Annotated in this window: 28 protein-coding genes; 27 read left to right on the plus strand and 1 reads right to left on the minus strand. The window is 39.2% G+C overall.

The features are described from left to right. Window positions 1-88 precede the first annotated feature (88 nt). The 27 genes from ACNHOZ_RS02965 (at window position 89) to ACNHOZ_RS03095 (ending at window position 23,906) form a co-directional block, all read left to right on the plus strand. Window positions 89-880: a heptaprenyl diphosphate synthase component 1 gene (locus tag ACNHOZ_RS02965; protein WP_230624662.1), complete on the plus strand. Its 792-nt coding sequence runs from the start codon at window positions 89-91 to the stop codon at window positions 878-880. A 4-nt stretch (window positions 881-884) separates the two neighbouring features. Beyond that, on the plus strand, window positions 885-1,589 hold the full coding sequence (locus ACNHOZ_RS02970; protein WP_013059012.1) for a demethylmenaquinone methyltransferase: 705 nt from the start codon (window positions 885-887) through the stop codon (window positions 1,587-1,589). 81 nt (window positions 1,590-1,670) lie between these two features. After that, window positions 1,671-2,636 carry a heptaprenyl diphosphate synthase component II gene (gene hepT / locus ACNHOZ_RS02975; RefSeq protein WP_028411507.1) on the plus strand — a complete coding sequence of 322 codons (966 nt, stop codon included), beginning with the start codon at window positions 1,671-1,673 and terminating at the stop codon, window positions 2,634-2,636. Between the two features lie 115 nt (window positions 2,637-2,751). Further along, the gene (ndk, locus tag ACNHOZ_RS02980; protein ID WP_013059010.1) at window positions 2,752-3,201 is read left to right on the plus strand and encodes a nucleoside-diphosphate kinase; all 450 of its coding nucleotides are present in this window, start codon (window positions 2,752-2,754) and stop codon (window positions 3,199-3,201) included. A 211-nt stretch (window positions 3,202-3,412) separates the two neighbouring features. After that, window positions 3,413-4,195 carry a CheR family methyltransferase gene (locus ACNHOZ_RS02985; protein WP_033579750.1) on the plus strand — a complete coding sequence of 261 codons (783 nt, stop codon included), beginning with the start codon at window positions 3,413-3,415 and terminating at the stop codon, window positions 4,193-4,195. A 134-nt stretch (window positions 4,196-4,329) separates the two neighbouring features. Then, window positions 4,330-5,502, plus strand: coding sequence for a chorismate synthase (gene aroC / locus ACNHOZ_RS02990; RefSeq protein WP_028411505.1), 1,173 nt, complete (start codon window positions 4,330-4,332; stop codon window positions 5,500-5,502). Continuing rightward, on the plus strand, window positions 5,502-6,584 hold the full coding sequence (aroB, locus tag ACNHOZ_RS02995; RefSeq protein ID WP_048019810.1) for a 3-dehydroquinate synthase: 1,083 nt from the start codon (window positions 5,502-5,504) through the stop codon (window positions 6,582-6,584). Before aroC ends, aroB begins: the two co-directional genes overlap by 1 nt. Before the next feature lie 283 nt (window positions 6,585-6,867). Next, window positions 6,868-8,382, plus strand: coding sequence for an anthranilate synthase component I (trpE, locus tag ACNHOZ_RS03000; protein WP_028411503.1), 1,515 nt, complete (start codon window positions 6,868-6,870; stop codon window positions 8,380-8,382). After that, window positions 8,375-9,400, plus strand: a complete 1,026-nt coding sequence (trpD, locus tag ACNHOZ_RS03005) for an anthranilate phosphoribosyltransferase (RefSeq protein WP_048019811.1) — start codon at window positions 8,375-8,377, stop codon at window positions 9,398-9,400. The genes trpE and trpD overlap by 8 nt, the downstream gene beginning before the upstream one ends. Then, complete coding sequence (gene trpC, locus ACNHOZ_RS03010; RefSeq protein WP_048019812.1) at window positions 9,390-10,157, plus strand: indole-3-glycerol phosphate synthase TrpC; 768 nt, start codon at window positions 9,390-9,392, stop codon at window positions 10,155-10,157. Before trpD ends, trpC begins: the two co-directional genes overlap by 11 nt. Next, the gene (locus tag ACNHOZ_RS03015) at window positions 10,147-10,773 is read left to right on the plus strand and encodes a phosphoribosylanthranilate isomerase (RefSeq protein ID WP_048019813.1); all 627 of its coding nucleotides are present in this window, start codon (window positions 10,147-10,149) and stop codon (window positions 10,771-10,773) included. Before trpC ends, ACNHOZ_RS03015 begins: the two co-directional genes overlap by 11 nt. Beyond that, window positions 10,770-11,984, plus strand: a complete 1,215-nt coding sequence (gene trpB, locus ACNHOZ_RS03020; protein WP_447697043.1) for a tryptophan synthase subunit beta — start codon at window positions 10,770-10,772, stop codon at window positions 11,982-11,984. The genes ACNHOZ_RS03015 and trpB overlap by 4 nt, the downstream gene beginning before the upstream one ends. Then, a complete protein-coding gene (gene trpA, locus ACNHOZ_RS03025) occupies window positions 11,971-12,786 on the plus strand; it encodes a tryptophan synthase subunit alpha (RefSeq protein ID WP_013084883.1) in 816 nt (271 codons plus the stop codon). The genes trpB and trpA overlap by 14 nt, the downstream gene beginning before the upstream one ends. Before the next feature lie 4 nt (window positions 12,787-12,790). Continuing rightward, on the plus strand, window positions 12,791-13,894 hold the full coding sequence (gene hisC / locus ACNHOZ_RS03030; RefSeq protein ID WP_048019815.1) for a histidinol-phosphate transaminase: 1,104 nt from the start codon (window positions 12,791-12,793) through the stop codon (window positions 13,892-13,894). Window positions 13,895-13,966: 72 nt separating this feature from the next. Beyond that, complete coding sequence (locus ACNHOZ_RS03035; RefSeq protein WP_048019816.1) at window positions 13,967-15,067, plus strand: prephenate dehydrogenase; 1,101 nt, start codon at window positions 13,967-13,969, stop codon at window positions 15,065-15,067. A 21-nt stretch (window positions 15,068-15,088) separates the two neighbouring features. Further along, window positions 15,089-16,378 carry a 3-phosphoshikimate 1-carboxyvinyltransferase gene (gene aroA / locus ACNHOZ_RS03040; protein WP_033579753.1) on the plus strand — a complete coding sequence of 430 codons (1,290 nt, stop codon included), beginning with the start codon at window positions 15,089-15,091 and terminating at the stop codon, window positions 16,376-16,378. Window positions 16,379-16,682: 304 nt separating this feature from the next. Continuing rightward, window positions 16,683-17,936, plus strand: a complete 1,254-nt coding sequence (locus tag ACNHOZ_RS03045; RefSeq protein ID WP_447697044.1) for a tetratricopeptide repeat protein — start codon at window positions 16,683-16,685, stop codon at window positions 17,934-17,936. 97 nt (window positions 17,937-18,033) lie between these two features. Next, entirely contained in the window at window positions 18,034-18,579 is a 546-nt protein-coding gene (locus ACNHOZ_RS03050) for a ReoY family proteolytic degradation factor (protein ID WP_013058996.1), read from the plus strand. 117 nt (window positions 18,580-18,696) lie between these two features. After that, window positions 18,697-19,155, plus strand: coding sequence for a YpiF family protein (locus ACNHOZ_RS03055; RefSeq protein WP_033579754.1), 459 nt, complete (start codon window positions 18,697-18,699; stop codon window positions 19,153-19,155). A 204-nt stretch (window positions 19,156-19,359) separates the two neighbouring features. Beyond that, on the plus strand, window positions 19,360-19,860 hold the full coding sequence (locus tag ACNHOZ_RS03060) for a QcrA and Rieske domain-containing protein (protein ID WP_013058993.1): 501 nt from the start codon (window positions 19,360-19,362) through the stop codon (window positions 19,858-19,860). Window positions 19,861-19,863: 3 nt separating this feature from the next. Further along, window positions 19,864-20,538: a menaquinol-cytochrome c reductase cytochrome b subunit gene (gene qcrB / locus ACNHOZ_RS03065; protein WP_013058992.1), complete on the plus strand. Its 675-nt coding sequence runs from the start codon at window positions 19,864-19,866 to the stop codon at window positions 20,536-20,538. Window positions 20,539-20,648: 110 nt separating this feature from the next. After that, window positions 20,649-21,416: a menaquinol-cytochrome c reductase cytochrome b/c subunit gene (locus tag ACNHOZ_RS03070; protein WP_028411493.1), complete on the plus strand. Its 768-nt coding sequence runs from the start codon at window positions 20,649-20,651 to the stop codon at window positions 21,414-21,416. A gap of 134 nt (window positions 21,417-21,550) precedes the next feature. Continuing rightward, entirely contained in the window at window positions 21,551-22,138 is a 588-nt protein-coding gene (locus ACNHOZ_RS03075; protein ID WP_028411492.1) for a DUF1405 domain-containing protein, read from the plus strand. An 82-nt stretch (window positions 22,139-22,220) separates the two neighbouring features. Next, complete coding sequence (ylbD, locus tag ACNHOZ_RS03080; RefSeq protein ID WP_033579755.1) at window positions 22,221-22,631, plus strand: YlbD family protein; 411 nt, start codon at window positions 22,221-22,223, stop codon at window positions 22,629-22,631. A gap of 5 nt (window positions 22,632-22,636) precedes the next feature. Further along, window positions 22,637-22,873, plus strand: coding sequence for a YlbE-like family protein (locus ACNHOZ_RS03085; protein WP_013058988.1), 237 nt, complete (start codon window positions 22,637-22,639; stop codon window positions 22,871-22,873). 99 nt (window positions 22,874-22,972) lie between these two features. Continuing rightward, window positions 22,973-23,359 carry a hypothetical protein gene (locus tag ACNHOZ_RS03090; protein WP_048019818.1) on the plus strand — a complete coding sequence of 129 codons (387 nt, stop codon included), beginning with the start codon at window positions 22,973-22,975 and terminating at the stop codon, window positions 23,357-23,359. A gap of 100 nt (window positions 23,360-23,459) precedes the next feature. Further along, entirely contained in the window at window positions 23,460-23,906 is a 447-nt protein-coding gene (locus ACNHOZ_RS03095; RefSeq protein WP_028411490.1) for a YlbF family regulator, read from the plus strand. Window positions 23,907-23,911: 5 nt separating this feature from the next. Here the strand turns inward: ACNHOZ_RS03095 and ACNHOZ_RS03100 are convergent, their stop codons facing one another. After that, window positions 23,912-24,226, minus strand: a complete 315-nt coding sequence (locus ACNHOZ_RS03100; RefSeq protein ID WP_033579757.1) for a hypothetical protein — start codon at window positions 24,224-24,226, stop codon at window positions 23,912-23,914. Window positions 24,227-24,241: the final 15 nt, after the last annotated feature.

A 24,241-nucleotide genomic window follows, 5' to 3' on the forward strand; every position in this document is an offset into this window, starting at 1 on the left:
TTATAATGTAATTATGTTATAATTGACACTATCGATTTGGAGTTAAAAGAACTTTAAACAAATAGTGATGGAAAGGGAGACAAGGATGATGAGCGTAAAAACCATCTATGATATTGTGGCCAACATGAAAGAACAGCTTCATGTTGAATTAAGTCATCCATATGTAAAAAAATATATTCATCATCCGCGTATTGATGAAAATAGATTACTGTACATGTGTTCGTTCTTAGATACTCTTTCAATGGAAGAAGAAAAAAAGAACAGCTCTGTGCTATCTGTGATGCTCGTTCAAACCGCACTTGATACCCACGATCTAGTCTCCACTCAAAATGTTAGCGGAAATGAAGGGAAGCTGCATGAGAGGCAGCTGGTAGTTTTGGCCGGAGATTATTACAGCGGCCTGTACTATTACTATTTAGCTCAAAGCAGCCAGCTGAATTTAATGAAAGTTATAGCATCTGCTATTAAAGAAATTAATATCGCTAAGATACACATTTATAACAATCGCTCTACTAATCCACACGACGTTATGAATAGTTTTTTAGCAGCGGAATCATCGTTTGTAAGATGCTTATGTGACTATTTTGAACGTGAAGAGTGGAAAGAACTTTTAAAACATGCAGCGTATTTGAATGGGATATTAAAGCAATTAAAGTCATTACAGCATAAAGAGCCTACTCTCTTGCTAAACTATTGCAAACAAATTGGCATGAATCAAGAACAAATAAAAGAATACCTTTATTCGTATACTCAACAGTCTGTAAATATTGTTAGAGGGTACTTACGAAGTGAATTTGCGATGAATGAGTTTTTAAGAGAGCACTTAGATGAACTTACATCTAGCTTAGAAGTGTTGAAAAATGTCGTAGGAGAAGGATAGAGATATGCAGCAATCAAAAGAACAGCGTGTCCATGGCGTATTTGAAAAAATATACAAAAATTATGATCAAATGAATTCTGTTATTAGTTTTCAGCGTCATAAGGCATGGCGCAAAGATACGATGAAGCGAATGAATGTTCAAAAAGGAACAAAAGCTTTAGATGTTTGTTGCGGAACTGCGGATTGGACGCTAGCTATGGCTGAAGCAGTTGGAGAAACAGGAGAGGCAGTTGGCCTGGATTTTAGTCAAAATATGCTAAAGATTGGTGAAGAGAAAGTAAAAAACTCACCTTTTTCAAATATTACTTTACTACATGGCAATGCAATGGAGCTTCCTTTTGAAGATAATTCATTTGACTATGTAACGATTGGATTCGGACTGCGCAACGTGCCCGATTACCTTCAAGTTTTAAAGGAAATGCAGCGCGTCGTGAAACCTGGCGGAAAAGTGGTTTGCCTTGAAACGTCTCAGCCAACGATGATTGGTTACCGACAAATGTACTTGCTTTATTTTAAGTACATTATGCCTGCGCTTGGAAAGATGGTCGCTAAAAGCTATGATGAATATTCATGGCTTCAAGAGTCAGCTAGGGACTTTCCAGGTCAAAAGCAATTGGCTGATATGTTCCGTGAAGCCGGTTTGACAGATGTTGAAGTGAAATCTTACACAGGTGGAGTAGCGGCGATGCATCTAGGGTACAAACGATAAAAGAGAAAAAGCTTGTCCTACAGGTGCAACAGCCTGTAGGATAAGGAGTAAAGAATGAATATATAATGCAAGGTGAGTCCAATGAAACTAAAAATGATGTACGCTTTTTTGAATACGGATATTACCCTTATTGAGAAAGAACTTGAACAAACTGTTCATACCGATGAAACACTTATCACAGATGCTTCTCTTCACCTTTTACAAGCAGGGGGGAAACGAATTCGCCCTGTATTTGTTTTGTTGGCAGCTAAATTTGGGCATTACAATATCGACCAAATCAAACATGTGGCAGTAGCGCTTGAGCTGATTCATATGGCGTCTCTTGTTCATGATGATGTTATTGATGACGCTGATAAGCGACGGGGAAAACCAACAATTAAGGCAAAATGGGACAATCGCATTGCTATGTATACAGGGGATTACATCTTTGCTCGTGCACTTGAAGTTATGAGTGAGGTTAAAGATGTGGAAGCACATAAAATTTTATCTAATACGATGGTGGAATTAACGCTCGGTGAAATTGAACAGATTAAGGACAAATACAACCTAAACCAAAACTTACGCGTGTATCTGCGTAGAATTAAACGTAAAACGGCACTGCTAATTGCTGCAAGCTGTCAGTTAGGCGCAATTGCAGCGGGAGCTCCTGAAGATATACATAAACGTTTATTTTGGTTTGGATATTACGTGGGAATGTCATTTCAAATTACGGATGACATTTTAGATTTTATCTCATCAGAAGAACAGCTTGGGAAACCAGTTGGCAGCGACTTACTGCAAGGAAATATTACGCTGCCAGTTTTGTATGCCATTGAAAATGCTGAGTTTCGAGATAAAGTAGAACAGCTTTTCGAGAGGGAATATGAGCAAGAGCTGATCGATGAAATTATTTCTGATATTAAATCTTCTAACGCCATTGAACGTTCATTTGAGATGAGCGATCGTTATCTGCAAAAAGCGATGAGCATTTTAGAAGAACTGCCGCCAAACAAGGCGAAAAAAACGCTGCATCAAATTGCGAAGTACATTGGAAAACGGAAATTTTGATTTATTTACTTTCATAAGTTGTAAACTGCTCGAAACAATGTTAATATCTTCATGAGGTGTGATTGCGCTTTCAAAACTTGTTTACATATCATGAACTTCAGGGGTGGAGAGTAAAATGATACAAAAAACGTTTTTAATGGTCAAACCAGACGGGGTACAAAGAAGCATTATTGGTGAGGTTATTTCTCGCTTTGAGAAAAAAGGTTTTCAATTAGTTGGAGCTAAGCTTATGCATATTTCGCAGGAATTAGCTGAAACACACTATGGTGAACATAAAGAGAAACCTTTCTTCGGTGAGTTAGTGAAATTTATCACATCAGGTCCAGTTTTTGCTATGGTATGGGAAGGTGAAAACGTGATTTCAGTATCACGTCAAATGGTGGGGAAAACTAACCCTCAAGAAGCGCTTCCTGGAACTATTCGAGGTGATTATGGACTGATTGTGGATAAGAATATTATTCACGGCTCAGATTCACCAGAAAGTGCGGAGCGTGAAATCAGCTTATTCTTTGAAAGTGAAGAGCTGACTTTCTATAAAAAAGACGCAGACGCTTGGATTTACTAATTTAGATAGCGCAAAAAGACGAATGAATTTTCATTCGTCTTTTTTATTGTGTGTATAAACAGGCTTCTAGGCTATTAAGTGCAAAGATTTCCCCGCATAAACATTTTCATAATGTATTCCGATATATTAATAAGAAGCTAAGCGTATATAAAGGTTTTATTTCTTTATACGTCTAACATAAACGTATAGGAATGAGAAAGGAGAGTCAAAAATGATAGATGAATACGACGCGTTTGTGGAGAAAATAAAAACAAAAACAGGCATTGATTTATCACTATATAAGCAGTCTCAAATGCACCGCCGCCTCACCTCGCTGTATGAAAAAAAAGGTTTTTCTAGTTTTTTTGAATATTATCGAGCAATGAACAGTAACAACGAACTGCTTGAGGAGTTTTTAGATCGGATGACGATTAACGTGTCAGAGTTTTATCGCAACTATCAGCGGTGGGATATATTGGAGCAAAAAATTTTACCGACTCTTGTAAAAGGAAAATCAGATCTGAAAGTGTGGAGCGCTGCCTGTTCAACAGGGGAAGAGCCGTATACACTAGCGATGGTTTTATCAACATTTTTTCCGCTTTCGCGTATTTCTATATTGGCGACCGATCTGGATGAAAAAGTGATAGAAAAAGCAAAAATAGGCTTTTATGATGAACGTTCACTTCAGGAAATGCCTGTTTCGATGAAAAATAAGTACTTTCAACAAAGAGGAACCGGGTATTTATTAGATGAAAAAATCAAAAAAACAGTTATTTTTCAAAAACATAACTTACTGTCAGACTCTTTTCCTAAAAACGTTGACTTGATTGTTTGTCGAAACGTGCTTATTTATTTTACCGATGAAGCAAAGCATGCTTTATATGAAAAGTTTAGCAGAGCTTTAGCACCTGGAGGCATCTTATTTGTAGGGAGCACAGAGCAGATTTTCACTCCGCAAAAGTATGGGTTTGAAACGGCTGATACGTTTTTTTACAGAAAAGTAAAGACCATTTAATTGAGATAACCTGAAGCGATTTCTTACAAGCTGAGGTGAAACTTTTTATATATTCTTATGTTATAGTATGGTATAGTCATATTTAAAAATGGAAAAATTCTGACGAATAATACATATTAAGCGGAGGTACGATTATGCGATATTTAACAGCAGGAGAATCACATGGTCCACAGTTGACTACTATTTTAGAGGGTGTTCCCGCAGGGCTTCCTTTAACAGCCGAAGACATCAATACAGATTTAGCGCGAAGACAAAAAGGTCATGGTCGCGGAAGACGTATGCAAATTGAAAAAGATCAAGCGGAAATTTTAAGCGGTGTTCGCCACGGCTATACGCTAGGATCTCCTATTACGTTAGCGGTAGAAAATAACGACTGGAAACACTGGACAAAAATTATGGGCATCGAGCCAATTTCTGAAGAAGAATCAGAAGAAGTAAAGCGTAAAATCTCAAGACCAAGACCAGGGCATGCCGATTTAAACGGCGCTATTAAATATGGTCATCGCGATATGAGAAATGTATTAGAACGTTCTTCAGCTCGTGAAACAACTGTAAGGGTAGCAGCAGGTGCTGTGGCTCGTCAAATCCTTGCTCAGTTCGGGATTTCTGTAGCTGGACATGTATTAGAAATTGGCGGCGTACAGGCAAATCCTCCTCAATACAAAAGCTTAGAGGAACTTCAAGAAGTCACTGAAGCTTCTCCAGTAAGATGTTTTGACTCAGCTGTTGAGAAAGACATGATGCAAGCAATCGATGATGCTAAGAAAAACGGCGATTCGATCGGAGGCGTAGTAGAAGTTATTATTGAAGGCGTGCCAGCAGGAGTGGGCAGCTATGTCCATTACGATCGTAAATTAGATGCGAAGATTGCTGCAGCTGTTATGAGCATTAATGCATTTAAAGGCGTTGAGTTTGGGATTGGATTTGAAGCGGCTCGCAGACCAGGAAGCGAAGTTCATGACGAAATTCTATGGGATGAAGAGAATGGATATACCCGTAAAACAAACAACTTAGGCGGCTTTGAAGGTGGCATGACAACAGGTATGCCAATTGTAGTACGCGGTGTAATGAAACCTATTCCAACGCTTTACAAGCCGTTAAAAAGTGTTGATATTGAAACAAAAGAAGCCTTCGAGGCAAGCATCGAACGTTCAGACAGCTGTGCTGTGCCGGCAGCAAGCGTTGTAGCAGAAGCCGTTGTAGCTTGGGAATTGGCTGATGCGCTAATCGAACAGTTTGGACAAGACCGAATTGATTTAATTGCTGAAAATATTGAGAAAATGCGTGTACATGCGAGGGAGTTTTAATGTTGCAAATTGATATTCAAACTTTATCCAAAACATATCCTCTTTATTTAGGAAATGGATTAATTGAAAAGCTGCCTTCTATTATTGAGAGTGTAAAACCTAATCTGTCGTCGGTATTAATCATCACTGATTCAGCTGTAGATTCATATTATGGAGAAGCGGTTGTAAAAGCGATTGAGACGCAGTTTAAAGTGGCTAAATACGTAGTACCAAGCGGTGAACACGCAAAGTCATTTCAACATTACTACGATTGTCAGACTTTTGCACTCGAGCAGCAGCTTGACCGCAATGCGCTCGTTATTGCTTTCGGCGGAGGGGTAGTTGGCGATTTAGCTGGATTTGTAGCCGCTACATACATGAGAGGGGTTTCGTTTATTCAAGTGCCAACGACGCTTCTTGCTCACGATAGTGCTGTAGGCGGTAAAGTAGCCATTAATCATGAGCTTGGAAAAAATATGATTGGCGCTTTTTATCAGCCTGAAGCGGTTGTTTATGACATTGATCTTCTTAAAACGCTTCCTGAAAGAGAGTGGCGTTCTGGTTTTGCAGAAGTGATTAAACATGCTTTTATTCACGATGAAGCATTTTATGAATGGCTTCAGCAAAATATACAATCGCTGACTGATTTACAAGATGAAAAATTAATTTATGCTATTCAAAGCGGTATTTTAGTCAAAGCATCTGTTGTAAAAGAAGATGAGACAGAAGCTGGCGTTCGCGCTCACCTGAACTTTGGACATACGTTAGGTCATGCGATCGAAGCAGAGTGCGGCTATGGACAAATCAGTCACGGAGAAGGCGTAGCCATTGGGATGCTGTTTGCTATGAAAGTCAGCAATACGCTTGGGAAAAGCGAGTTCCCTGTAGCTGAAATTGTGAAATGGTTTGAAAAATTTGGCTATGAGACGTCTGTTCCAAACCACCTTTCAGCTGAAAAGCTGCTCGTGAGAATGAAAGCAGACAAGAAGTCCAAATCAAGCAATGTTCATATGGTACTGCTTGAAGGCATAGGAAAACCTTTTGTTCAACAAGTAGAAGATGAAGTGATTCTTAAGCTGCTGAATGAAGAGCTTCAAGCGTAGTTTCTTCAAAAGCCAAGTAGATAGTAGTTGACAAATGAATTTGAAACGTACTACAATTGGTAACAAGTTAGTTTAGAGATTTTAGTTATGAGAAAAAAATAGACAGTTTAGTTGAGATTAGGGTAGACGAGAATGAGACAGTTGAGCAGAGTTTAGTTGAGTGAATTTTACCATTCGTATACCCAAAGGCCCATTTTTGATGTGTCTTTGGGTTTATTTATTATATCCTCTTTTATATAACCTCATCTATTCTCATTCTCCATGAAATGGAGGATTGAAAGATATGACGAACACGTATACTTCTTTTTTAGAAGACTCTACAAAGTATTTAACCATTCCAATCATAAAAAAAATATTTATCGATAGCATGACACCTGTTGATCTTTTTCAGCAAGTAAAAGATGAAGCTGTATATTTGCTCGAAAGCAATGATGAATCATCACCATGGTCCAATTATTCTTTTATTGGCTTGAATCCGTTTTTGTATGTAGAAGAAGAGAACGGAACCTATCTAGCAAAAAACAAGCAGCTTCAACCTGTGCTGCAAGGAGACAGCTTTAAAGAGGTATTTTGTAAAATTCAGCAAGAGCTGAAAGTGAAAGTACCAGACCTTGCACTTCCTTTTAAAGGAGGAGCAGTAGGATTTATCAGCTACGACGCAGTATCGCAAATTGAAAAAGTAAACGTACATGCCCAAAACGATTTGAACATGCCTACTTTTCACTTTATCTATTGTCAAACGATGCTCGCTTATAATCACCAAACAAAAGAGCTTATGGTGATTCACTACATTCAGCTTGATGAGCAAGATAAAGAACAGCAGAAAAAAGAAAAACATGATGAAGCTCTAGCAGAGATCAATCGATATGTTGAAAGAATAGCGCAGACGGTGAAAGAAAAGCCAATGATGTTTGAAAGCGAGCAGCGCGAAGTCAGCTTTGAAGGCGTGACATCGTCATACCAAAAAGATAAATTTGTGCAAGATGTGGAAAAAATTAAGGAATACATTAAAAGCGGAGATGTTTTTCAAGCCGTATTGTCGCAGAGATTTCAAATTGATACGACCGTAGCTGGATTTGATATTTACAGAGTATTGCGATTAGTTAATCCATCTCCTTATTTATTTTACGTGAAAGTAAAGGGAGTGGAATTGATCGGAAGTTCCCCTGAGCGGTTGATTCAAATTGAAAACGGCCATTTAGAAATTCATCCAATTGCAGGAACGAGAAGACGCGGCAGAGATGCAGAAGAAGATGCGCGCCTGTATGAAGACTTAATTAACGATGAAAAAGAGCGGGCAGAACACTATATGCTCGTGGACCTAGCAAGAAATGACATCGGCCGAGTTGCACAGTATGGAAGTGTCCAAACGCCGGTATTAATGCAACAGGTTAATTTTTCGCACGTCATGCACTTGATTTCTAAAGTGACAGGACGCCTTGATGAAAAAGTACATCCTATTGATGCGCTGCTTTCTGCATTTCCAGCGGGTACCGTATCTGGCGCTCCAAAAGTGCGGGCGATGCAAATCTTAAATGAAATTGAACCAGTTGCGCGAAATGTATATGCAGGAACCGTAGCATATCTCGGATTTGATGGAAACATTGATTCGTGCATTGCAATTCGTACCATTCTTTTAAAAGACCAAACCGCTTATATACAGGCTGGAGCAGGAGTGGTTGCTGACTCAAAACCGGAGCTTGAGTGGAAAGAAACCCGCAATAAAGCTAGCGCTTTAATTAAAACAATTCAATTAGCTCAAGACATCTACGATAAAAAGGAGGATGTATATGTTTAAAGAATTGTTGAAAAAGTGTTTGCGCGGCGAGTCACTTTCAGCGGAAGAAGCAGAAAAAATTATGAATGATATTATGAACGGTAAAGTCCCGGCAGCTCAAATTGCTAGCGTGCTAACCATTTTAACGTACCGAGGAGAAACCGTCGATGAAATTGTTGGTTTTGTCCGGGGTATGAAAAACAACATGAATGCTATTTCTCTAGAAGAATTAAACGTAGTAGATACGTGCGGTACGGGAGGAGACGGCGCCTCTACGTTTAATATTTCGACGGCTAGTGCGATTGTGGCATCTGCTGCTGGAGTAAAGGTTGCGAAACATGGGAATCGCGCGGTGTCTTCTAAAAGCGGAAGTGCAGACGTGTTAGAACATCTGGATATATGGATTCAAGGAAATGAAAAAGAAGTGAAAAATGCGGTGTCTGACCTCAACATGTCCTTTTTATTTGCGCCGCTTTATCACCCTGCTATGAAGCACGTTGCTGCTACTCGAAAGGAATTAGGGTTTAGAACCGTTTTTAATGCATTAGGTCCGTTAGCAAACCCTACTAATTGCACAAAGCAAGTAATTGGCGTTTACTCTATTGAGCTTGCACGGAAATTAGCAGAAGCGCTTGTTGTACTTGGAGCTAACCACGTTCTTCTCGTTGCGGGCAGGGACGGTTTGGATGAAATTAGTGCCACGGATGTAACGGATATTGTAGAAGTGCAAGACAATGTTATTACAGAATATACGCTTGCACCAGAGGGTGTACACTTACAGAGAGGGAAGCTTGAAGACTTGGTGGTAGAAGACGCGAAATCGAGTGCAGAGCTCATTGAATCGCTATTTTTAAATAAAAGTAATGTAACTGCTAAAAATGCAGTCGTGTTGAACTCTGCTGCAGCTATTTACGTTAGCGGAAACGTTTCTACTTTTGAAGAAGGAGTAGCTGTAGCTTTAGAAACAATTGAATCAGGTGCTGCATACACGCAATTACAACGATTGAAATCGAAAAAGGTGGTTGAACATGCTCAATAAAATTATTGAAACAAAAAAAGAAGAAATTCAAAACCTACAGTTACCCGAACAGCAAAATGTTACAAAACGATCATTTTTAGAAGCTTTATCAAATCCAAATCGAGAGCTGGCTCTTATTGCAGAAGTAAAAAAAGCCTCTCCTTCCAAAGGATTAATAAAGGAGAATTTTCAGCCTGTGGAAATTGCTAAAGCCTACGAGGAAGGAAAAGCAGATACTTTGTCTGTGTTAACGGATCAGCACTATTTTCAAGGACACCGAACGTTTTTAAGTGATATTAAACAGCATGTCTCTATTCCTGTGCTTCGTAAGGATTTCATCATTGATTCCATTCAAGTGGAAGAAAGTGCAAGAATCGGTGCCGATGCTATTTTACTCATCGGAGAAGCACTTGAACCATTAAAATTGCAAGAGCTTTATCTTCAAGCTGCTGAAAAAGAGTTAGATTGTTTAGTAGAAGTGCATTCTTTAGAAACGCTTGAACAGCTGTTAGCTGTATTTACACCGAAGATTATCGGGATTAATAATCGAAATCTTCATACGTTTGAAACCAGCGTGCAGCAGACAAAAGAAATCGCTAAGCACGTGCCAAAAGATCAGCTTTTAGTAAGTGAAAGCGGCATTTACTTATACGATGATGTTTCCTACGTAAAAGAAGCTGGAGCAAAAGCTATTTTAGTAGGAGAATCGCTTATGAGACAGGATAATCAAACCAAAGCGATTAAAAAGCTGTTTGGGGAAAGTGAATATGCTTATTAAGTACTGCGGTATTCGATTAAAACAAGATATAGCTTTAATCGAAAAGTCGGCTGCTACTCACATTGGCTTTATTTTCTACCCTAAAAGTAAACGATATGTAAAGCCTGAACGAGTAAATGAGTTTGTAACGGATGAAATAAAAAAACAAGTCTCGCTAGTAGGGGTATTTGTTAATACACCGGTGGATCAAATACTTGAAATTGCCTCCGTGACAAATTTAGATGTGATTCAGTGCCACGGGCAAGAGACTGCTGCTGAAGTACGTGAGTTAAAGCAGCGTGGATATGAAGTATGGAAAGCACTCCCGCACAATAACGAGACGCTACAGCAAATGCATGTATATGAAGAAGCTGACGGTTATGTAATTGATAGCAAGGTTAAAGAACAATTCGGAGGAACGGGCGTCGCTTTTGATTGGAGCTTCGTTCCTCAGTATGAATCAGCTGCACAAAAGTTAGGTAAAAAATGCTTTATTGCTGGAGGAATCAATGCTTTTAACATTGAGAACTTGTTACCCTACAAGCCTGGGGCGATTGATATTTCTGGCGGTATTGAAACAAATGGAACGAAGGACTATACAAAAATTATAGAGATTGAAAGGAAGATCATACTATGACATACAATCACCCTGATGAATTTGGCCGCTTTGGTGAATTTGGCGGAAAATACGTACCTGAAACATTAATGAAACCACTTGAAGAAGTAGAAGCAGCTTTGAATCAAGCAACGAAAGATCCGGCATTTAAAGATGAGTATCTATCCTTACTCGTCAATTACTCAGGGCGACCAACGGCTTTAACATATGCTGATAATATTACCGAAACACTCGGCGGGGCAAAAATTTATTTAAAACGTGAAGACTTAAATCATACGGGTGCTCACAAAATCAACAATGCCATTGGACAGATTTTACTTGCTAAACGGATGGGCAAAACAAAAATTATTGCTGAAACAGGAGCGGGTCAGCACGGGGTAGCCACAGCTACAGTAGCTGCAAAGTTCGGAATGGAATGTAAAGTATTCATGGGAGAAGAAGATATTGAACGTCAGGCGTTGAACGTCTTTCGCATGAAGCTTCTAGGAGCGGAAGTCATTCCTGCAACTTCTGGAACAAAAACGCTAAAAGATGCAACAAATGAAGCAATCCGCTACTGGGTTCAACACTGTGAAGATCATTTTTACTTAATTGGTTCGGCAATTGGACCGCATCCTTATCCTAAAATGGTTCGAGATTTCCAAAAAATTATTGGAGAAGAAGCAAAAGAACAGTTTACAGCGGTAGAAGGAAAACTTCCAAATGCTGTCGTGGCATGCGTCGGAGGCGGTAGTAATGCAATCGGTATGTTTTATGATTTTATTAAAGAAGAACATGTACGCTTGATTGGAGTAGAAGCAGGGGGGAAAGGACTAAATACAGCTCTTCATGCTGCTAAAATGGCTAAAGGCACAAAAGGTGTTATCCACGGAACGCTCACGTATTTACTTCAAGATGAAAATGGTCAAATTACAGAGCCTTATTCTATTTCAGCAGGTTTGGATTATCCGGGTATCGGTCCAGAGCATTCTCACCTTTCATCTATTGGACGAGTAGAATATGAAAGTGTAACGGATGATGAATCAATCGAAGCTCTTCAGCTGCTGGCGAAAACGGAGGGAATCATCCCGGCTATCGAATCCGCCCATGCGCTGGCAAAAGCATTTGAACTGGCTAAAAGCATGACGAAAGAAGAAACCATTTTAATTTGCTTATCAGGTCGAGGAGATAAGGACGTTCATACATTAGTAAACTTGCTAGAAGGGAAGGAAGAAGAACATGAATACGTTTGAAGCGAGACTACCTAAACATGAAACATTATTTATTCCATTTATTACAGCAGGAGATCCTCATGAAGATGCAACGGTGGAGATTGCTTTGTCTTTGCAAAAGCAAGGTGCTTCTATTTTAGAGCTGGGCGTACCGTATTCCGATCCTTTAGCAGATGGTCCAATTATTCAAGAGGCGTCCAAAAGAGCTTTATCTGGCGGCATGTCTATTTCAAAAGCTATTAAGCTTGTATCGGTGATGAGAAAAAAAGGTGTGAAAATACCGGTAATTCTCTTTACCTATTTTAATCCTGTGTTACAATTAGGTTTAGAATCCTTTTTCGCGTTAATGCGAGAAAATGAAATAGATGGAGTGCTAATTCCGGATTTACCGTACGAAGAGAGTGGCCGTATCCGGGAGCTTGCCGCTGAAAATGAAGTTGCGTACATTTCAATGGTTGCTCCTACATCTAAAGAGCGTATTCAAAAAATTGCTGCAGATGCAACGGGCTTCTTATACTGCGTGTCGTCTTTAGGCGTTACTGGGGTTCGCTCTACGCTGCCGGCTGATATTGGCACCTTTTTAGAAGATGTGAAAGCAGCAGCTTCTATACCGGTTGCCGTCGGTTTTGGGATTTCAACAAGCGAACAAGTAGAGGTATTAAAAGAACACAGCGACGGCATTGTAATCGGAAGTGCAATTGTTAATAAAATTGGCCAGCTTGAACAAGTTCTTTTAAATAAGGATACACGCCGAGACGGATTAAATCAAATTGAGGAGTATGTTGCATCCATCGTTTCGCCTATACAAAAATGCGAGGTGTAACACGGTGAAAGTAAAAGAACAATTACTAACTTTATCTCCATATAAACCAGGTAAGCCAATTGAAGAAGTGAAGCGTGAATTTAATTTAGATCGCGTTGTAAAATTAGCATCCAATGAAAATCCTTACGGCAGCTCTGCTTTAGTAAAAGAGGCGATTGCTGCAGAAATTGAAAATATGGCGCTTTATCCAGACGGTTATGCAGCTGAACTGCGTGCAGCAGTAGCAAAACACGTAGGTGTAGATCAAGATCAGCTGATTTTTGGAAATGGGTCTGATGAAGTCATTCAAATTATTTGCCGAGCTTTACTATCGGCTGATACAAACACTGTCATGCCAACGCCATCATTTCCTCAATATAAGCACAATGCCGTAATTGAAGGTGCAGAAATTCGTGAAGTACCGCTGCGCGGGGGAGATCATGATTTAAATGCTATGCTTCGTGCAATTGATGAAAATACGACAATTGTATGGGTATGCAGTCCTAATAACCCAACGGGAACGTATGTGAAGGGCGATGAGTTAATTTCCTTTATGAAGCAAGTTCCTAAGCATACGTTAATCGTTATGGATGAAGCGTATTTTGAGTATGCAGCAGATCAAGCCGACTATCCGAATACGGTAGAGCTTTTGAATGAATACGAAAACTTAATTGTACTTCGCACATTTTCAAAAGCATACGGCTTAGCTTCTTTGCGTATTGGTTACGGTATTTCAAACGAATCATTGCTACAAAAAATTGAGCCGGCTCGCGAACCTTTTAATACAAGCCGCATGGCTCAAAAAGCAGCAATCGTTGCTCTTGAAGACCAAGCGTTCATTGAAGAGTGCAAAAAGAAAAATGAAGCAGGTTTGCAGCAGTACTATGCTTTCTGTGATAAGAATGGCTTAAACTATTATCCTTCTTTCACTAATTTTGTTCTAATTGATTTTGGCCGTCAAGGCGATGAAGTGTTTCAATTCTTATTGCAGCGCGGATTTATCGTTCGTTCAGGGAATGCACTAGGATTCCCAACTTCCGTTCGTATTACGGTGGGAACAAAAGAACAAAATGAACAAATCATTGAATTGCTTCAGCAGTTTGTTAACCAAGAAACGGCGAAAGCTTAATACCTAATATAGTAAAAGATGAGAGTGTGATTTCACACTCTCATCTTCATATGCACAATGAGGTGAAGGAAAGTGAAAGAAAATGTTTTTGTTATAGGCCTGGGATTAATTGGAGGATCTCTTGCTCTTAATATAAAAAAGACGCATCATCATCTTGATGTAATAGGTTTTGACATTAATCAAGAGCAGCTGGAGCTCGCTAAAACTCTAGGCGTAATTGACCAAGCGGCTTCTTCTTTGCAACAAGGCGCTGAGCAAGCGGATTATATTGTTATTGCTATTCCAGTCACCCAAGCAGCGGAAGTGCTAAAACAGTTCGAACATTTTACGCTCAAACAGTCTGTCATCGTAACAGACGTAGGAAGTACAAAAGAAGAAGTAGTGAAGACAGCCGAGGCTCTTATTTCTAAAGGCATTGAGTTTATCGGGGGTCATCCGATGGCGGGGTCTCATAAAAGCGGAGTAGCTGCTTCTAAAGCTCATTTATTTGAAAATGCAATGTATGTATTAACACCTTCATATTCTACTTCTTCGGAGGCTTTAAACAGCTTAAAGGAATTGCTAAGTGGTACAAAAGCTAAAATTATTGTAATGTCACCAAAAGAACATGATAAATTAGCAGGTGTCATTAGCCATTTTCCACATATTATTGCTGCAAGCCTTGTTCATCAAGCAGAATATTACCAACAAGACAATCAGCTAGTTTCGCAGCTTGCGGCTGGAGGGTTTCGTGATATTACACGTATTGCTTCAAGCAGTCCAGCGATGTGGAGAGATATTTTGCTTCATAACCAGGATGCGCTTCTTTCAATGTTTGACCACTGGCTTGAAGAAATGAACGACGTGCGAAATATGATCGAACGAAAAGATGCGAATGATATCTATACATATTTTTCACAAGCGAAACAATTTAGAGATCAGCTTCCTGTACGAACCAAAGGAGCGATTCCATCCTTTTATGATCTCTATGTGGATGTTCCTGACTATCCGGGTATTATCTCAGAAGTAACCGGTTATTTAGCAGAAGATGAAATCAGTATTACAAACATTCGAATTTTGGAAACACGAGAAGATATATACGGAGTATTACGTTTGAGCTTTCAAACAGAGGAAGATAGAAAGCGGGCAAGAGCGTGTCTCCATCAGCATCAATATCAGACGTTTATTTCTTAATGTACGAAAGGTGTGAATGAAATGAGTGGAAAACCATTAAAAACGAATCTTTCATCTCTTCAAGGAGAAATTTCTATTCCCGGGGATAAGTCGATTTCTCACAGAGCTGTGATGTTCGGAGCGATGGCAGAAGGGAAAACTACGATTAATCATTTTTTAGCAGGTGAAGATTGCTTAAGTACTATCTCTTGTTTTGAAAAGATGGGCGTATCGATTAAAAGAGAAGGCGAGTATGTCGAAGTGGAAGGTAAAGGTATCGAAGGATTAAGTGAACCTACTTCCATCTTAGATGTAGGAAATTCAGGAACAACTACTCGTTTAATGCTGGGGATTCTTGCCGGTGTGCCATTTCATACGTCTCTAATTGGAGATGAGTCGATTGCCAAGCGTCCAATGAGCCGTGTTACGGTGCCGCTGCGCTCTATGGGTGCAAAGATTGATGGGCGTGAGCATGGCCAATATACGCCTTTATCTACTAGAGGAGGAGCATTAAAAGCAATTCATTACCATTCTCCTGTAGCAAGTGCACAAGTAAAATCGGCGATTTTACTAGCGGGACTTCATGCCGAAGGCACAACAAAAGTAACCGAGCCTTTTACATCACGCGACCATACCGAGCGTATGCTTCGCGCATTTGGAGTAGACGTAGAGGTAGATGGAACGACTGTAAGTATTGAAGGGGGACAATCCCTGCGCGGAACGGATGTGTACGTCCCTGGAGACATTTCTTCAGCTGCATTCTTTCTTGTTGCAGGAGCCATTGTTCCAAACAGCCGAATCGTTTTGAAAAACGTCGGACTCAATCCTACAAGAACAGGTATTATTGATGTGCTTCAGCAAATGGGTGCACGCCTTACAATTTCCAATGAACGTATTCAAAATGGAGAGCCTATTGGCGATTTGACGATTGAAACGTCTCAGTTGAAAGGGATTGAAATTGGGGGCGATTTAATTCCTCGTTTAATTGATGAAATTCCGGTAATCGCTCTTTTGGCGACTCAGGCAACTGGGAAAACGGTGATTAAAGATGCGGAAGAACTAAAAGTAAAAGAAACGAACCGCATCGATACGGTTGCAACCGAGCTAAGCAAGCTGGGTGCCTCTGTTACGCCAACACCTGATGGACTTATTATCGAAGGCAAGACGGTTTTACAAAGCGGAGAAGTAGACAGCTACGGAGATCATCGAATTGGAATGATGCTTGCGGTCGCAGCAGCCATTGCAACGGGAGAGGTAACGCTAAAGAGAAGTGATGCCATTCACGTCTCCTACCCTACTTTTTTTGAAGATCTTGATGAGCTAAGCCAATAAGGAAGAGGCTGGAACAAACGTATTTTGGTTGAAGGGAAATCCGAACGAGGAATTGATATTGTTGATGAAAAATCAAACTCGTTCGGATTTTTTATTGAGATGGCGAACGAAGGTTTCATGTCTCAATCTCGTTTTTACCTAAAAAAATGTAAGCGTATTCAAATTGATTTGTTGAACAAACGCTCAAACTATTTTATCATTGTGTATAGAAGCATGTGTTCTTGCTTCGAGTTTGGAAAAATAGAAAATTAATTCGTTTTATTTTTATATAAAAAGTGAATGTAATAATAAAGGAGAATTGTGTGTGAAAGAACTAGACCGCGCGATAGGTTACGTAGAATCCAATGAAATTGAAAAAGGTCTTGCCCTTATTCATGAATTGAAAGATAAAGCTACAGACGAAGAAAAGTTTTTAATGGCTGAACAGCTGCAGGAGTGGGGACTAGTAAATGATGCGCTGCCTTTAATAGACGAGCTCATCGCTAAATACCCAGAAGAAGGCGAGCTGTATTTATTAAAAGCTGAAATGCTCATTGATTTAGAAGAAGAAGAAGCCATTCATATTTTAAATCAAATTAGCAGCGAAGACGATAATTACGTGCCAGCTCTGCTTCTTGTAGCTGACTTATATCAAATGCAAGGCCTTAGTGAAGTAAGTGAGCAAAAGTTAATGGAAGCGAAAAAAATGCTTCCAAATGAGCCGGTTATCGATTTTGGGCTCGGTGAATTTTACAGCAGTCAAGGAATTTATCAAAAGGCAATTCCTTTTTATCAAACGCTGCTAAAAACAGAAAAAGAATTTAACGGCACGGATCTTCGTCAGCGATTAGCTGAAAGTCTAGCAGGTATCGGCCAGTTCGAAGAAGCGCTTCCTTACTTTGATCAAGCGTTAAAAGATAAGCTTGAGATTAACACACTATTTGAATATGCGATTTCAGCGTATCAAGCAGGTCATTATCAGACCGCTATTGAAAAATTTACAGAACTAAAAGAGTTAGACCGTGAGTACCATTCTCTTTATTTATATTTAGCAAAGTCATATGAACATGAAGAGATGCTAGAAGAGGCTGCGGTGGCTGTCAACGAAGGTATTGCGCAGGATGAATTTCAAAAAGAACTTTACTTTTTTAAAGGCAAAATAGCATTAAAGCGCGGTCTAGAAGAAGAGGCTGAATCGGCGTTTCAACAAGCGATTGCACTAGATCCAGGGTACATTGAAGCTATTTTAACTCTCTCTAAACTTTATATGAGTCAAGAGAGATATGAAGATGTAGTAGAGAATATCGAGCACGCCAAAGAATATAATGAGCATGACCCTCATTTTGAATGGGATTTAGCAAAAGCTTATCAGGAATTAGAAAATTATGAAGAAGCGCTAAAATACTACGAATCTGCATATACTGTTTTTAAAGAAGAGTATGCGTTTTTAGAAGAGTATGGCTATTTCTTATTAGAAGAAGGACAGCGCTCGAAAGCGAAGGGGATTTTCCAAGCTTTATTAGCCATGGATCCAACAGTAGATGAAATTCAAGACATATTATTTCAATTAGAAGAATAAATAATAGTTCAGAGGATTTTATTGCTGCCGTGTGGAATAAATAACTGTAAAAGGTGTTTTAACTGAGAGTTTAAACACAGAGGAGGGAAGTGAGAATATGACGACCCCTGTTACTGTCAACGAGAAAAAAGAATTTGTTCGCTGGTTTTTAACGAATTATCAGCTGAAGCGCAGAGAATGTGTATGGATTTTAAATTATTTGATGAGCCATGATCAATTGATGAAACGAGTTCACTTCGTTGAGCAAGCACAGTTTTGTCCTCGCGGGATGGTGATGTCTACGCACTGTGTGGAAGACCCTCCATTTCGTTTTTATAAAGAAAATATCATGACAACCGATGCAGAAAAATCATTTCATGATATTCGTTTGAATCGAGAAGAAGACATTTATATTCAATTAAACTTCCGATCGTTGTATTCATCGCCTCAATATGTGGCTGTACTGGAAGACAATCCGTATATGCCAAAAGCTAATCAAACAAATGAAAAAGACAGAGTATTAGCTGAGCAAATATTGGAAGAATCTATTCAGAAATTTCAACGATCAAAAATCATGGAACTAATTGATAAAGCATTAGATGAAAATGATAAAGAGGAATTTCAGCGCTTAAGCGAATATTTAAATAACCATTATGTACAGTAGATAAACGAGAGATTGGCTAGCTTCTTAGAAAAAGGTCAATCTCTTTTTTTATCTCCTTATTCAGTTTGAAAAATAAATAAGACAAGCCTTAGCAAGCTTGCTGAGAGGAGAAGAAAGTTGAAGCTGCAGGCGAAGGAAATGGATGTGTATTTACAATCCAAAAGTTATGTTGATACCGTATTGGTTCCACTCATTCCCATTGATTTCGGAGAAGATTTAAAGCTTACTGCATCTATGAGTGAATATACGACTGCTCTTACTGAAGAGTTAGAGAGACAATTTAAAGGAAGAGTGATTTTAACACCTAGTTTTACATACTTAAAAAAAGATGGAGTAGCTGCTGTTTATGAAACATTACTTCGCTGGAATGAGCATATAAATGACAATGAAGTCAATCATCTTTTTGTGCTTACTAGCGACCGAGATTGGCTGCAGTATGAAAAAGAAATAGGGGCTCACTGCATTTGGATACCTGCTTTACCGCTTGAGCATATAGACGACTCGCATAAGTATACGCTCATACATGAACAAGTCCAACAGCTCCTGCCGATTTTTGTAGAGAAATGGAGTGTTTAAAAAGGCTGTAGAATAAGCAATGGAAGCGCAAACAAAATAATGACGAAAAATTTAGAAAAATAAAGATTATTTCCATGTTTTAGGTTTTTATTGTATTGACCTTCCAGAAATATTAATATATCATGATTATGTCCTAGTTTAATAGAATGGTCCATCATGTGTCCAAAATTCTCTGGACTGAACTTTTTTAAAGGGGGGAAAAGCATGGGTGATCGGGTATCAAGACGACAGTTTTTAAACTATACGCTCACTGGTGTAGGGGGATTTATGGCTGCTGGAATGTTAATGCCAATGGTGCGCTTTGCAGTAGATCCAATTTTGGAAAAAGAAGCGGGTCAGGATTTAGTAGCTGTAGCGCAGGTTAAAGACATTACAAAAGAGCCGAAACGTGTCGATTTTAAAATCAAGCAAGTGGATGCGTGGCATAAATCAGAAGAACCAAGATCGGCTTGGGTGTACAAAACTGATAAAGGTGAAATCGTCGCGCTGTCACCAATTTGTAAGCATTTAGGCTGTACGGTTAACTGGGCTGGTGACAAAAACTATCCACATCGTTTCTACTGCCCTTGTCATGGGGGAATGTATGAAAAAAGCGGTAAAAATGTACCGGGGACACCACCGATGGGACCGTTAGATGTATACGTTCAAAAGGTAAAAGGCGGTACGTTATATCTAGGAAAAGCCAAACCACAAGGAGGGGCATAGAAAATGTTGAATAAAATCTATGACTGGGTGGATGAACGGCTAGATATTACTCCTTTATGGCGAGATGTGGCCGATCATGAAGTGCCAGAACACGTAAATCCTGCACATCACTTTTCAGCATTTGTGTATTGTTTTGGTGGATTGACGTTTTTTGTTACCGTTATTCAAATTTTATCAGGCATGTTTTTGACCATGTATTATGTACCAGATATAAAAAATGCATGGGAATCCGTTTATTATCTGCAAAATGAAGTCGCTTTCGGACAAATTGTTCGAGGTATGCATCACTGGGGAGCAAGTTTGGTTATCGTCATGATGTTTTTACATACACTTCGTGTTTTCTTCCAAGGAGCATACAAAAAACCCCGCGAGTTAAACTGGATTGTGGGTGTGTTAATTTTCTTTGTTATGTTAGGTTTAGGTTTTACAGGTTATTTGTTGCCGTGGGATATGAAAGCGCTATTTGCAACGAAAGTAGGTTTGCAAATTGCTGAATCCACACCAATTATAGGCCAGCAAGTGAAGACATTACTCTCAGGACATCCAGACATCGTTGGTGCTCAAACGCTAACTCGCTTTTTCGCCATTCACGTATTCTTTTTACCCGGAGCCCTGCTTGGCTTAATGGGTGCCCACTTCTTAATGATTCGTAAACAAGGAATTTCAGGACCACTATAAAAGTTTATACGCTTTATTCAATTAGTCAATCACACTAGTCATCATATGCATCAAGCACATACTCCGTTGTTAGTACTTTCACTAGAACAGTGAGAAAAAGGAGGGAGAACATGCATCGTGGTAAAGGGATGAAGTTTGTTGGAGATTCACGTGTTCCTGCAGAACGAAAACCCAATATTCCAAAAGATTACTCTGAATTTCCAGGGAAAACAGAAGCATTCTGGCCAAACTTTTTACTAAAAGAATGGATGGTAGGAGCAGTTTTTTTAATTGGTTATTTATGTTTAACCATCGCTCATCCATCTCCGCTTGAACGTATTGCCGATCCGACTGATACGGGGTACTTGCCTCTTCCCGACTGGTATTTTTTGTTCCTATATCAATTGCTTAAATATTCATTTGCTTCTGGTCCATATAATATTATAGGTGCATTTATTATTCCTGGGATTGCATTTGGCGCATTAATGCTTGCTCCTTTCATTGATCGCGGACCGGAAAGAAGACCGGCTAAGAGGCCGTTTGCGACAGGATTCATGCTTCTGGCTATAGCAGCAGTCTTTTTCCTAACGTGGCAGTCAGCGACACAGGTAGATTGGAAAGCACGTGAAGAGCAAGGGAAAATTAGAGAAGAAGTAGCGATTGACAAAAATTCAGAAGGCTACAAAATTATGCAAAAGCAAACGTGCTTGACCTGTCATGGTGATAATTTACAGGGAGGCCCTGCGGCTCCGGCTTTAACAGGAATTGATTTATCTCCTGAAGAAATCGCCAATATCGCAAAAAATGGTAAAGGCAATATGCCAAAAGGTGTTTTCAAAGGTTCAGATAAAGAATTGAAAACGCTCTCGGAATTTGTCGGAAACTTAGGAAAAGAATAATGAAAACCAGCCAAAAGGCTGGTTTTTTTTGAATTTATTTAATGTTGTGGTTTATATCAATGAGATAGGTGCTTGCTATTGTCCAAAAACTGTACATAATAAAGAAGAGATTAAATGTAAAGGAGACTTTCTGAATGGCTTGGTTATGGTATACCTTAAAAGATAAGCGTTTTTTAACGCTTTTGCTGATTGTAAATATACTAGGAACAATCTACGGATATATTTGGTATGGGAGTCAATTAGCGGAAACACCTAAGAAGTTTTTATTATTTGTACCTGATAGTCCAACGGCAAGCTTGTTTTTTGTTATCGTACTTATCGGTCTTTTACTTGGAAAACATTTTTCACTATTTGAAGCTTTAGCCATGGTCACGCTGTTTAAATACGGGATTTGGGCCGTTATAATGAATGTATTGGTCTATGTGTTAACAGGATACATTGATTGGATGATGCTTATGTTAATGGCTTCTCATGCAGCAATGGCTTTTCAAGGGCTTTTATATGTACCGTTTTACCGGATTAAGTTATGGCATGTAGCGGTTGCCGCTGTATGGGCCGTACATAATGATATCATTGATTACGTTTTTTCTATGATGCCAAGATACAGCATGCTCAATGCGTATATGTCTGAAATTGGTTATTTTACATTTTGGCTAAGCATTTTATCTATTTTCATTACATACTGGTTCACAGTTCGTGCTTCTTCAAAAAAACAGCTATAAAAAATTTTTGAAATAGGCGCACGAAACGAGCTCTCTTTTTCTAAGATATAGTAGGCTATATTTAAGTATGAGGTGAGTGACTGTGAAGGAAACCAAACGAGAGCTTCATCCGTCCGTTGTGGAATTTAAACAATTTGTAAAATCACATCCCAAATTAGTAGAACAGGTTCGAAAGCAGCAAAAAACGTGGAAAGAGCTTTATGAAGATTGGTATTTATTCGGTGCAGAAGACCCAATGTGGGAGGCATATCGTTCAGAAGAAAGTGAAAAGGCTGAACCAGCTGCTGCCACAGAGGAGAAAAAAGATATTATGGGTACAATCGTATCCTCGCTGAAAAACATGGACTTGAATCAAATGCAAAATCATATCACAAATGTAAATTCCGCTATTTCGAATATTCAACAAGTACTGCAGCAATTTCAGCCATCTAAGCCATCCGGTGGAGGAGCAGCTTCCGGGCCAGGGAATCCATTTGGCTTTAGGAAAGATTAAACGCAATGAGAAAAGATATATACGAGTATATGCAGTCTCGTCCTAAACTCAACGACTTCGTTCGTGAACAGCCAATGTGGTACCGGCGTTTATCTAGGAATCCTGAAGAACTGGAGAAATTTGAATTAGAATCCAAACACTACTACAAGCAAACCATTCCTCATAAAGTTGAAAAGTTTTCGAATTCGATTCAAATGGCAAACATGATGTTTCATATGTTTCAATCCATGAAAAATCAATGATCTCTGCATACATAGCGATGCAGAGATTTTTGCACGTCATGAGTAAAAATAAAGAGTTTGTAAACACTATGGAGAAACGAATGATAAAGGAATGGTATTATGCGCTTACTATTAACGACGGCCTTATGTGTAGTTTCTCTGCTAGGATGCAACCATGATAAACCAAAACCTGAGACTAAAATTTCCTCTCAACCGCGGGCAGCTGAAACGTTTGGTGCAATGAATACAAAACCTTCACTGATGGTACACCAGCATGTGAAAGGACAGAACGTATACGTCGAATGTATTCTAAGCGGGTTTTCATTTTCAACAGAGAGTGGATTCCTTCAAATCACAGTAGATGGAAAACCATTTAAAGAAATGAAACAAGCAGCCTTTGTTTTAAGTGATCTTCCAAAAGGATCTCATACTGTTACGATTGAACTGATGAAATCTAAAGAAGAAAGTTATCAAGTGAGGAATACCTTTACGGTTGAAATTATATAGTTAAAAAGTAGAACTTGTAGTAAATCAGTGTAAGCTGTTTTAGCAAGTTCTTTTTCTTTAGATCCAAAACGTGATAAGATAAAAACGGAGGTGCACAGCCATGCTGACAACAATGAGAACTGTTGAATTACTCGACGAGTCTGATCACGTAGCGAACATGGTGTTACAATCAGACGTAGCCGAGAACTATCGTCAATGTTTATATAGATTAAATAAAGATTCACATGCACAGGCATTAATTGCTCAATTTGTGAAAATAAAGGAACAGTATGAGGATGTTCAGCGATTTGGAAAATATCATCCTGACTATAAAACCATTACGAGACAAGTACGTGATGTAAAGCGTCAAGTTGATTTACATGCGACAATCGCTGCGTTCAAAAAAGCAGAAAATGAATTGCAAAAACTGCTTGATGAAATTAGCGTTATCCTTGGTCAAGCTGTTTCAGAGCATGTTAAAGTACCGACGGGAAACCCGTTTTTTGATACGGGAAGCAGCTGCGGCGGTGGCTGCGGATCTGGTGGAAGCTGCGGGTGCAGCGCATAAGCCGTTCACTGTATAAATCGAACGCAATCAGCACAGGAATTTCCGCAGCAGGCCATTTTACGCTGTGGAACGTAAAACCTGTGCTGATAGACATAAGTAAGATGCTGACTTCTGACAAAACTTGAGCGCCACGTAGCATTTGTATTGGATGTAGCAAAAATAGATGAAGCTTCTAGAAGCTCATCTATTTTTCTACGCTCAATTGATGTGTTTATATACAAAAAGGGTATATTTGTGATTTTTTTGAAAATGACTTGTTCAATAGCTCTGTGCTCGTTAAAATGAGTAAGAAAGAGCATCCAGATATCATCTAAATTCATACATAAAGCACCTAC

The organism is Priestia sp. D51, assembly GCF_053345675.1.

Excerpts from the sequence above, each read along its gene's own strand:
- trpA (WP_013084883.1), top strand. The coding sequence starts at position 11,971 with ATGAATACGTTTGAAGCGAGACTACCTAAACATGAAACATTATTTATT.
- ACNHOZ_RS03085 (WP_013058988.1), top strand. The coding sequence starts at position 22,637 with ATGAGAAAAGATATATACGAGTATATGCAGTCTCGTCCTAAACTCAAC.
- ACNHOZ_RS03060 (WP_013058993.1), top strand. The coding sequence starts at position 19,360 with ATGGGTGATCGGGTATCAAGACGACAGTTTTTAAACTATACGCTCACT.
- ACNHOZ_RS02965 (WP_230624662.1), top strand. The coding sequence starts at position 89 with ATGAGCGTAAAAACCATCTATGATATTGTGGCCAACATGAAAGAACAG.
- ndk (WP_013059010.1), top strand. The coding sequence starts at position 2,752 with ATGATACAAAAAACGTTTTTAATGGTCAAACCAGACGGGGTACAAAGA.
- ACNHOZ_RS03090 (WP_048019818.1), top strand. The coding sequence starts at position 22,973 with ATGCGCTTACTATTAACGACGGCCTTATGTGTAGTTTCTCTGCTAGGA.
- ACNHOZ_RS03100 (WP_033579757.1), bottom strand. The coding sequence starts at position 24,226 with ATGAATTTAGATGATATCTGGATGCTCTTTCTTACTCATTTTAACGAG.
- trpD (WP_048019811.1), top strand. The coding sequence starts at position 8,375 with ATGTTTAAAGAATTGTTGAAAAAGTGTTTGCGCGGCGAGTCACTTTCA.
- ACNHOZ_RS03070 (WP_028411493.1), top strand. The coding sequence starts at position 20,649 with ATGCATCGTGGTAAAGGGATGAAGTTTGTTGGAGATTCACGTGTTCCT.
- trpE (WP_028411503.1), top strand. The coding sequence starts at position 6,868 with ATGACGAACACGTATACTTCTTTTTTAGAAGACTCTACAAAGTATTTA.
- aroC (WP_028411505.1), top strand. The coding sequence starts at position 4,330 with ATGCGATATTTAACAGCAGGAGAATCACATGGTCCACAGTTGACTACT.
- ACNHOZ_RS02970 (WP_013059012.1), top strand. The coding sequence starts at position 885 with ATGCAGCAATCAAAAGAACAGCGTGTCCATGGCGTATTTGAAAAAATA.
- trpB (WP_447697043.1), top strand. The coding sequence starts at position 10,770 with ATGACATACAATCACCCTGATGAATTTGGCCGCTTTGGTGAATTTGGC.
- hepT (WP_028411507.1), top strand. The coding sequence starts at position 1,671 with ATGAAACTAAAAATGATGTACGCTTTTTTGAATACGGATATTACCCTT.
- ACNHOZ_RS03050 (WP_013058996.1), top strand. The coding sequence starts at position 18,034 with ATGACGACCCCTGTTACTGTCAACGAGAAAAAAGAATTTGTTCGCTGG.
- ACNHOZ_RS03075 (WP_028411492.1), top strand. The coding sequence starts at position 21,551 with ATGGCTTGGTTATGGTATACCTTAAAAGATAAGCGTTTTTTAACGCTT.
- ACNHOZ_RS03015 (WP_048019813.1), top strand. The coding sequence starts at position 10,147 with ATGCTTATTAAGTACTGCGGTATTCGATTAAAACAAGATATAGCTTTA.
- aroB (WP_048019810.1), top strand. The coding sequence starts at position 5,502 with ATGTTGCAAATTGATATTCAAACTTTATCCAAAACATATCCTCTTTAT.
- ACNHOZ_RS02985 (WP_033579750.1), top strand. The coding sequence starts at position 3,413 with ATGATAGATGAATACGACGCGTTTGTGGAGAAAATAAAAACAAAAACA.
- trpC (WP_048019812.1), top strand. The coding sequence starts at position 9,390 with ATGCTCAATAAAATTATTGAAACAAAAAAAGAAGAAATTCAAAACCTA.
- ACNHOZ_RS03095 (WP_028411490.1), top strand. The coding sequence starts at position 23,460 with ATGCTGACAACAATGAGAACTGTTGAATTACTCGACGAGTCTGATCAC.
- aroA (WP_033579753.1), top strand. The coding sequence starts at position 15,089 with ATGAGTGGAAAACCATTAAAAACGAATCTTTCATCTCTTCAAGGAGAA.
- qcrB (WP_013058992.1), top strand. The coding sequence starts at position 19,864 with ATGTTGAATAAAATCTATGACTGGGTGGATGAACGGCTAGATATTACT.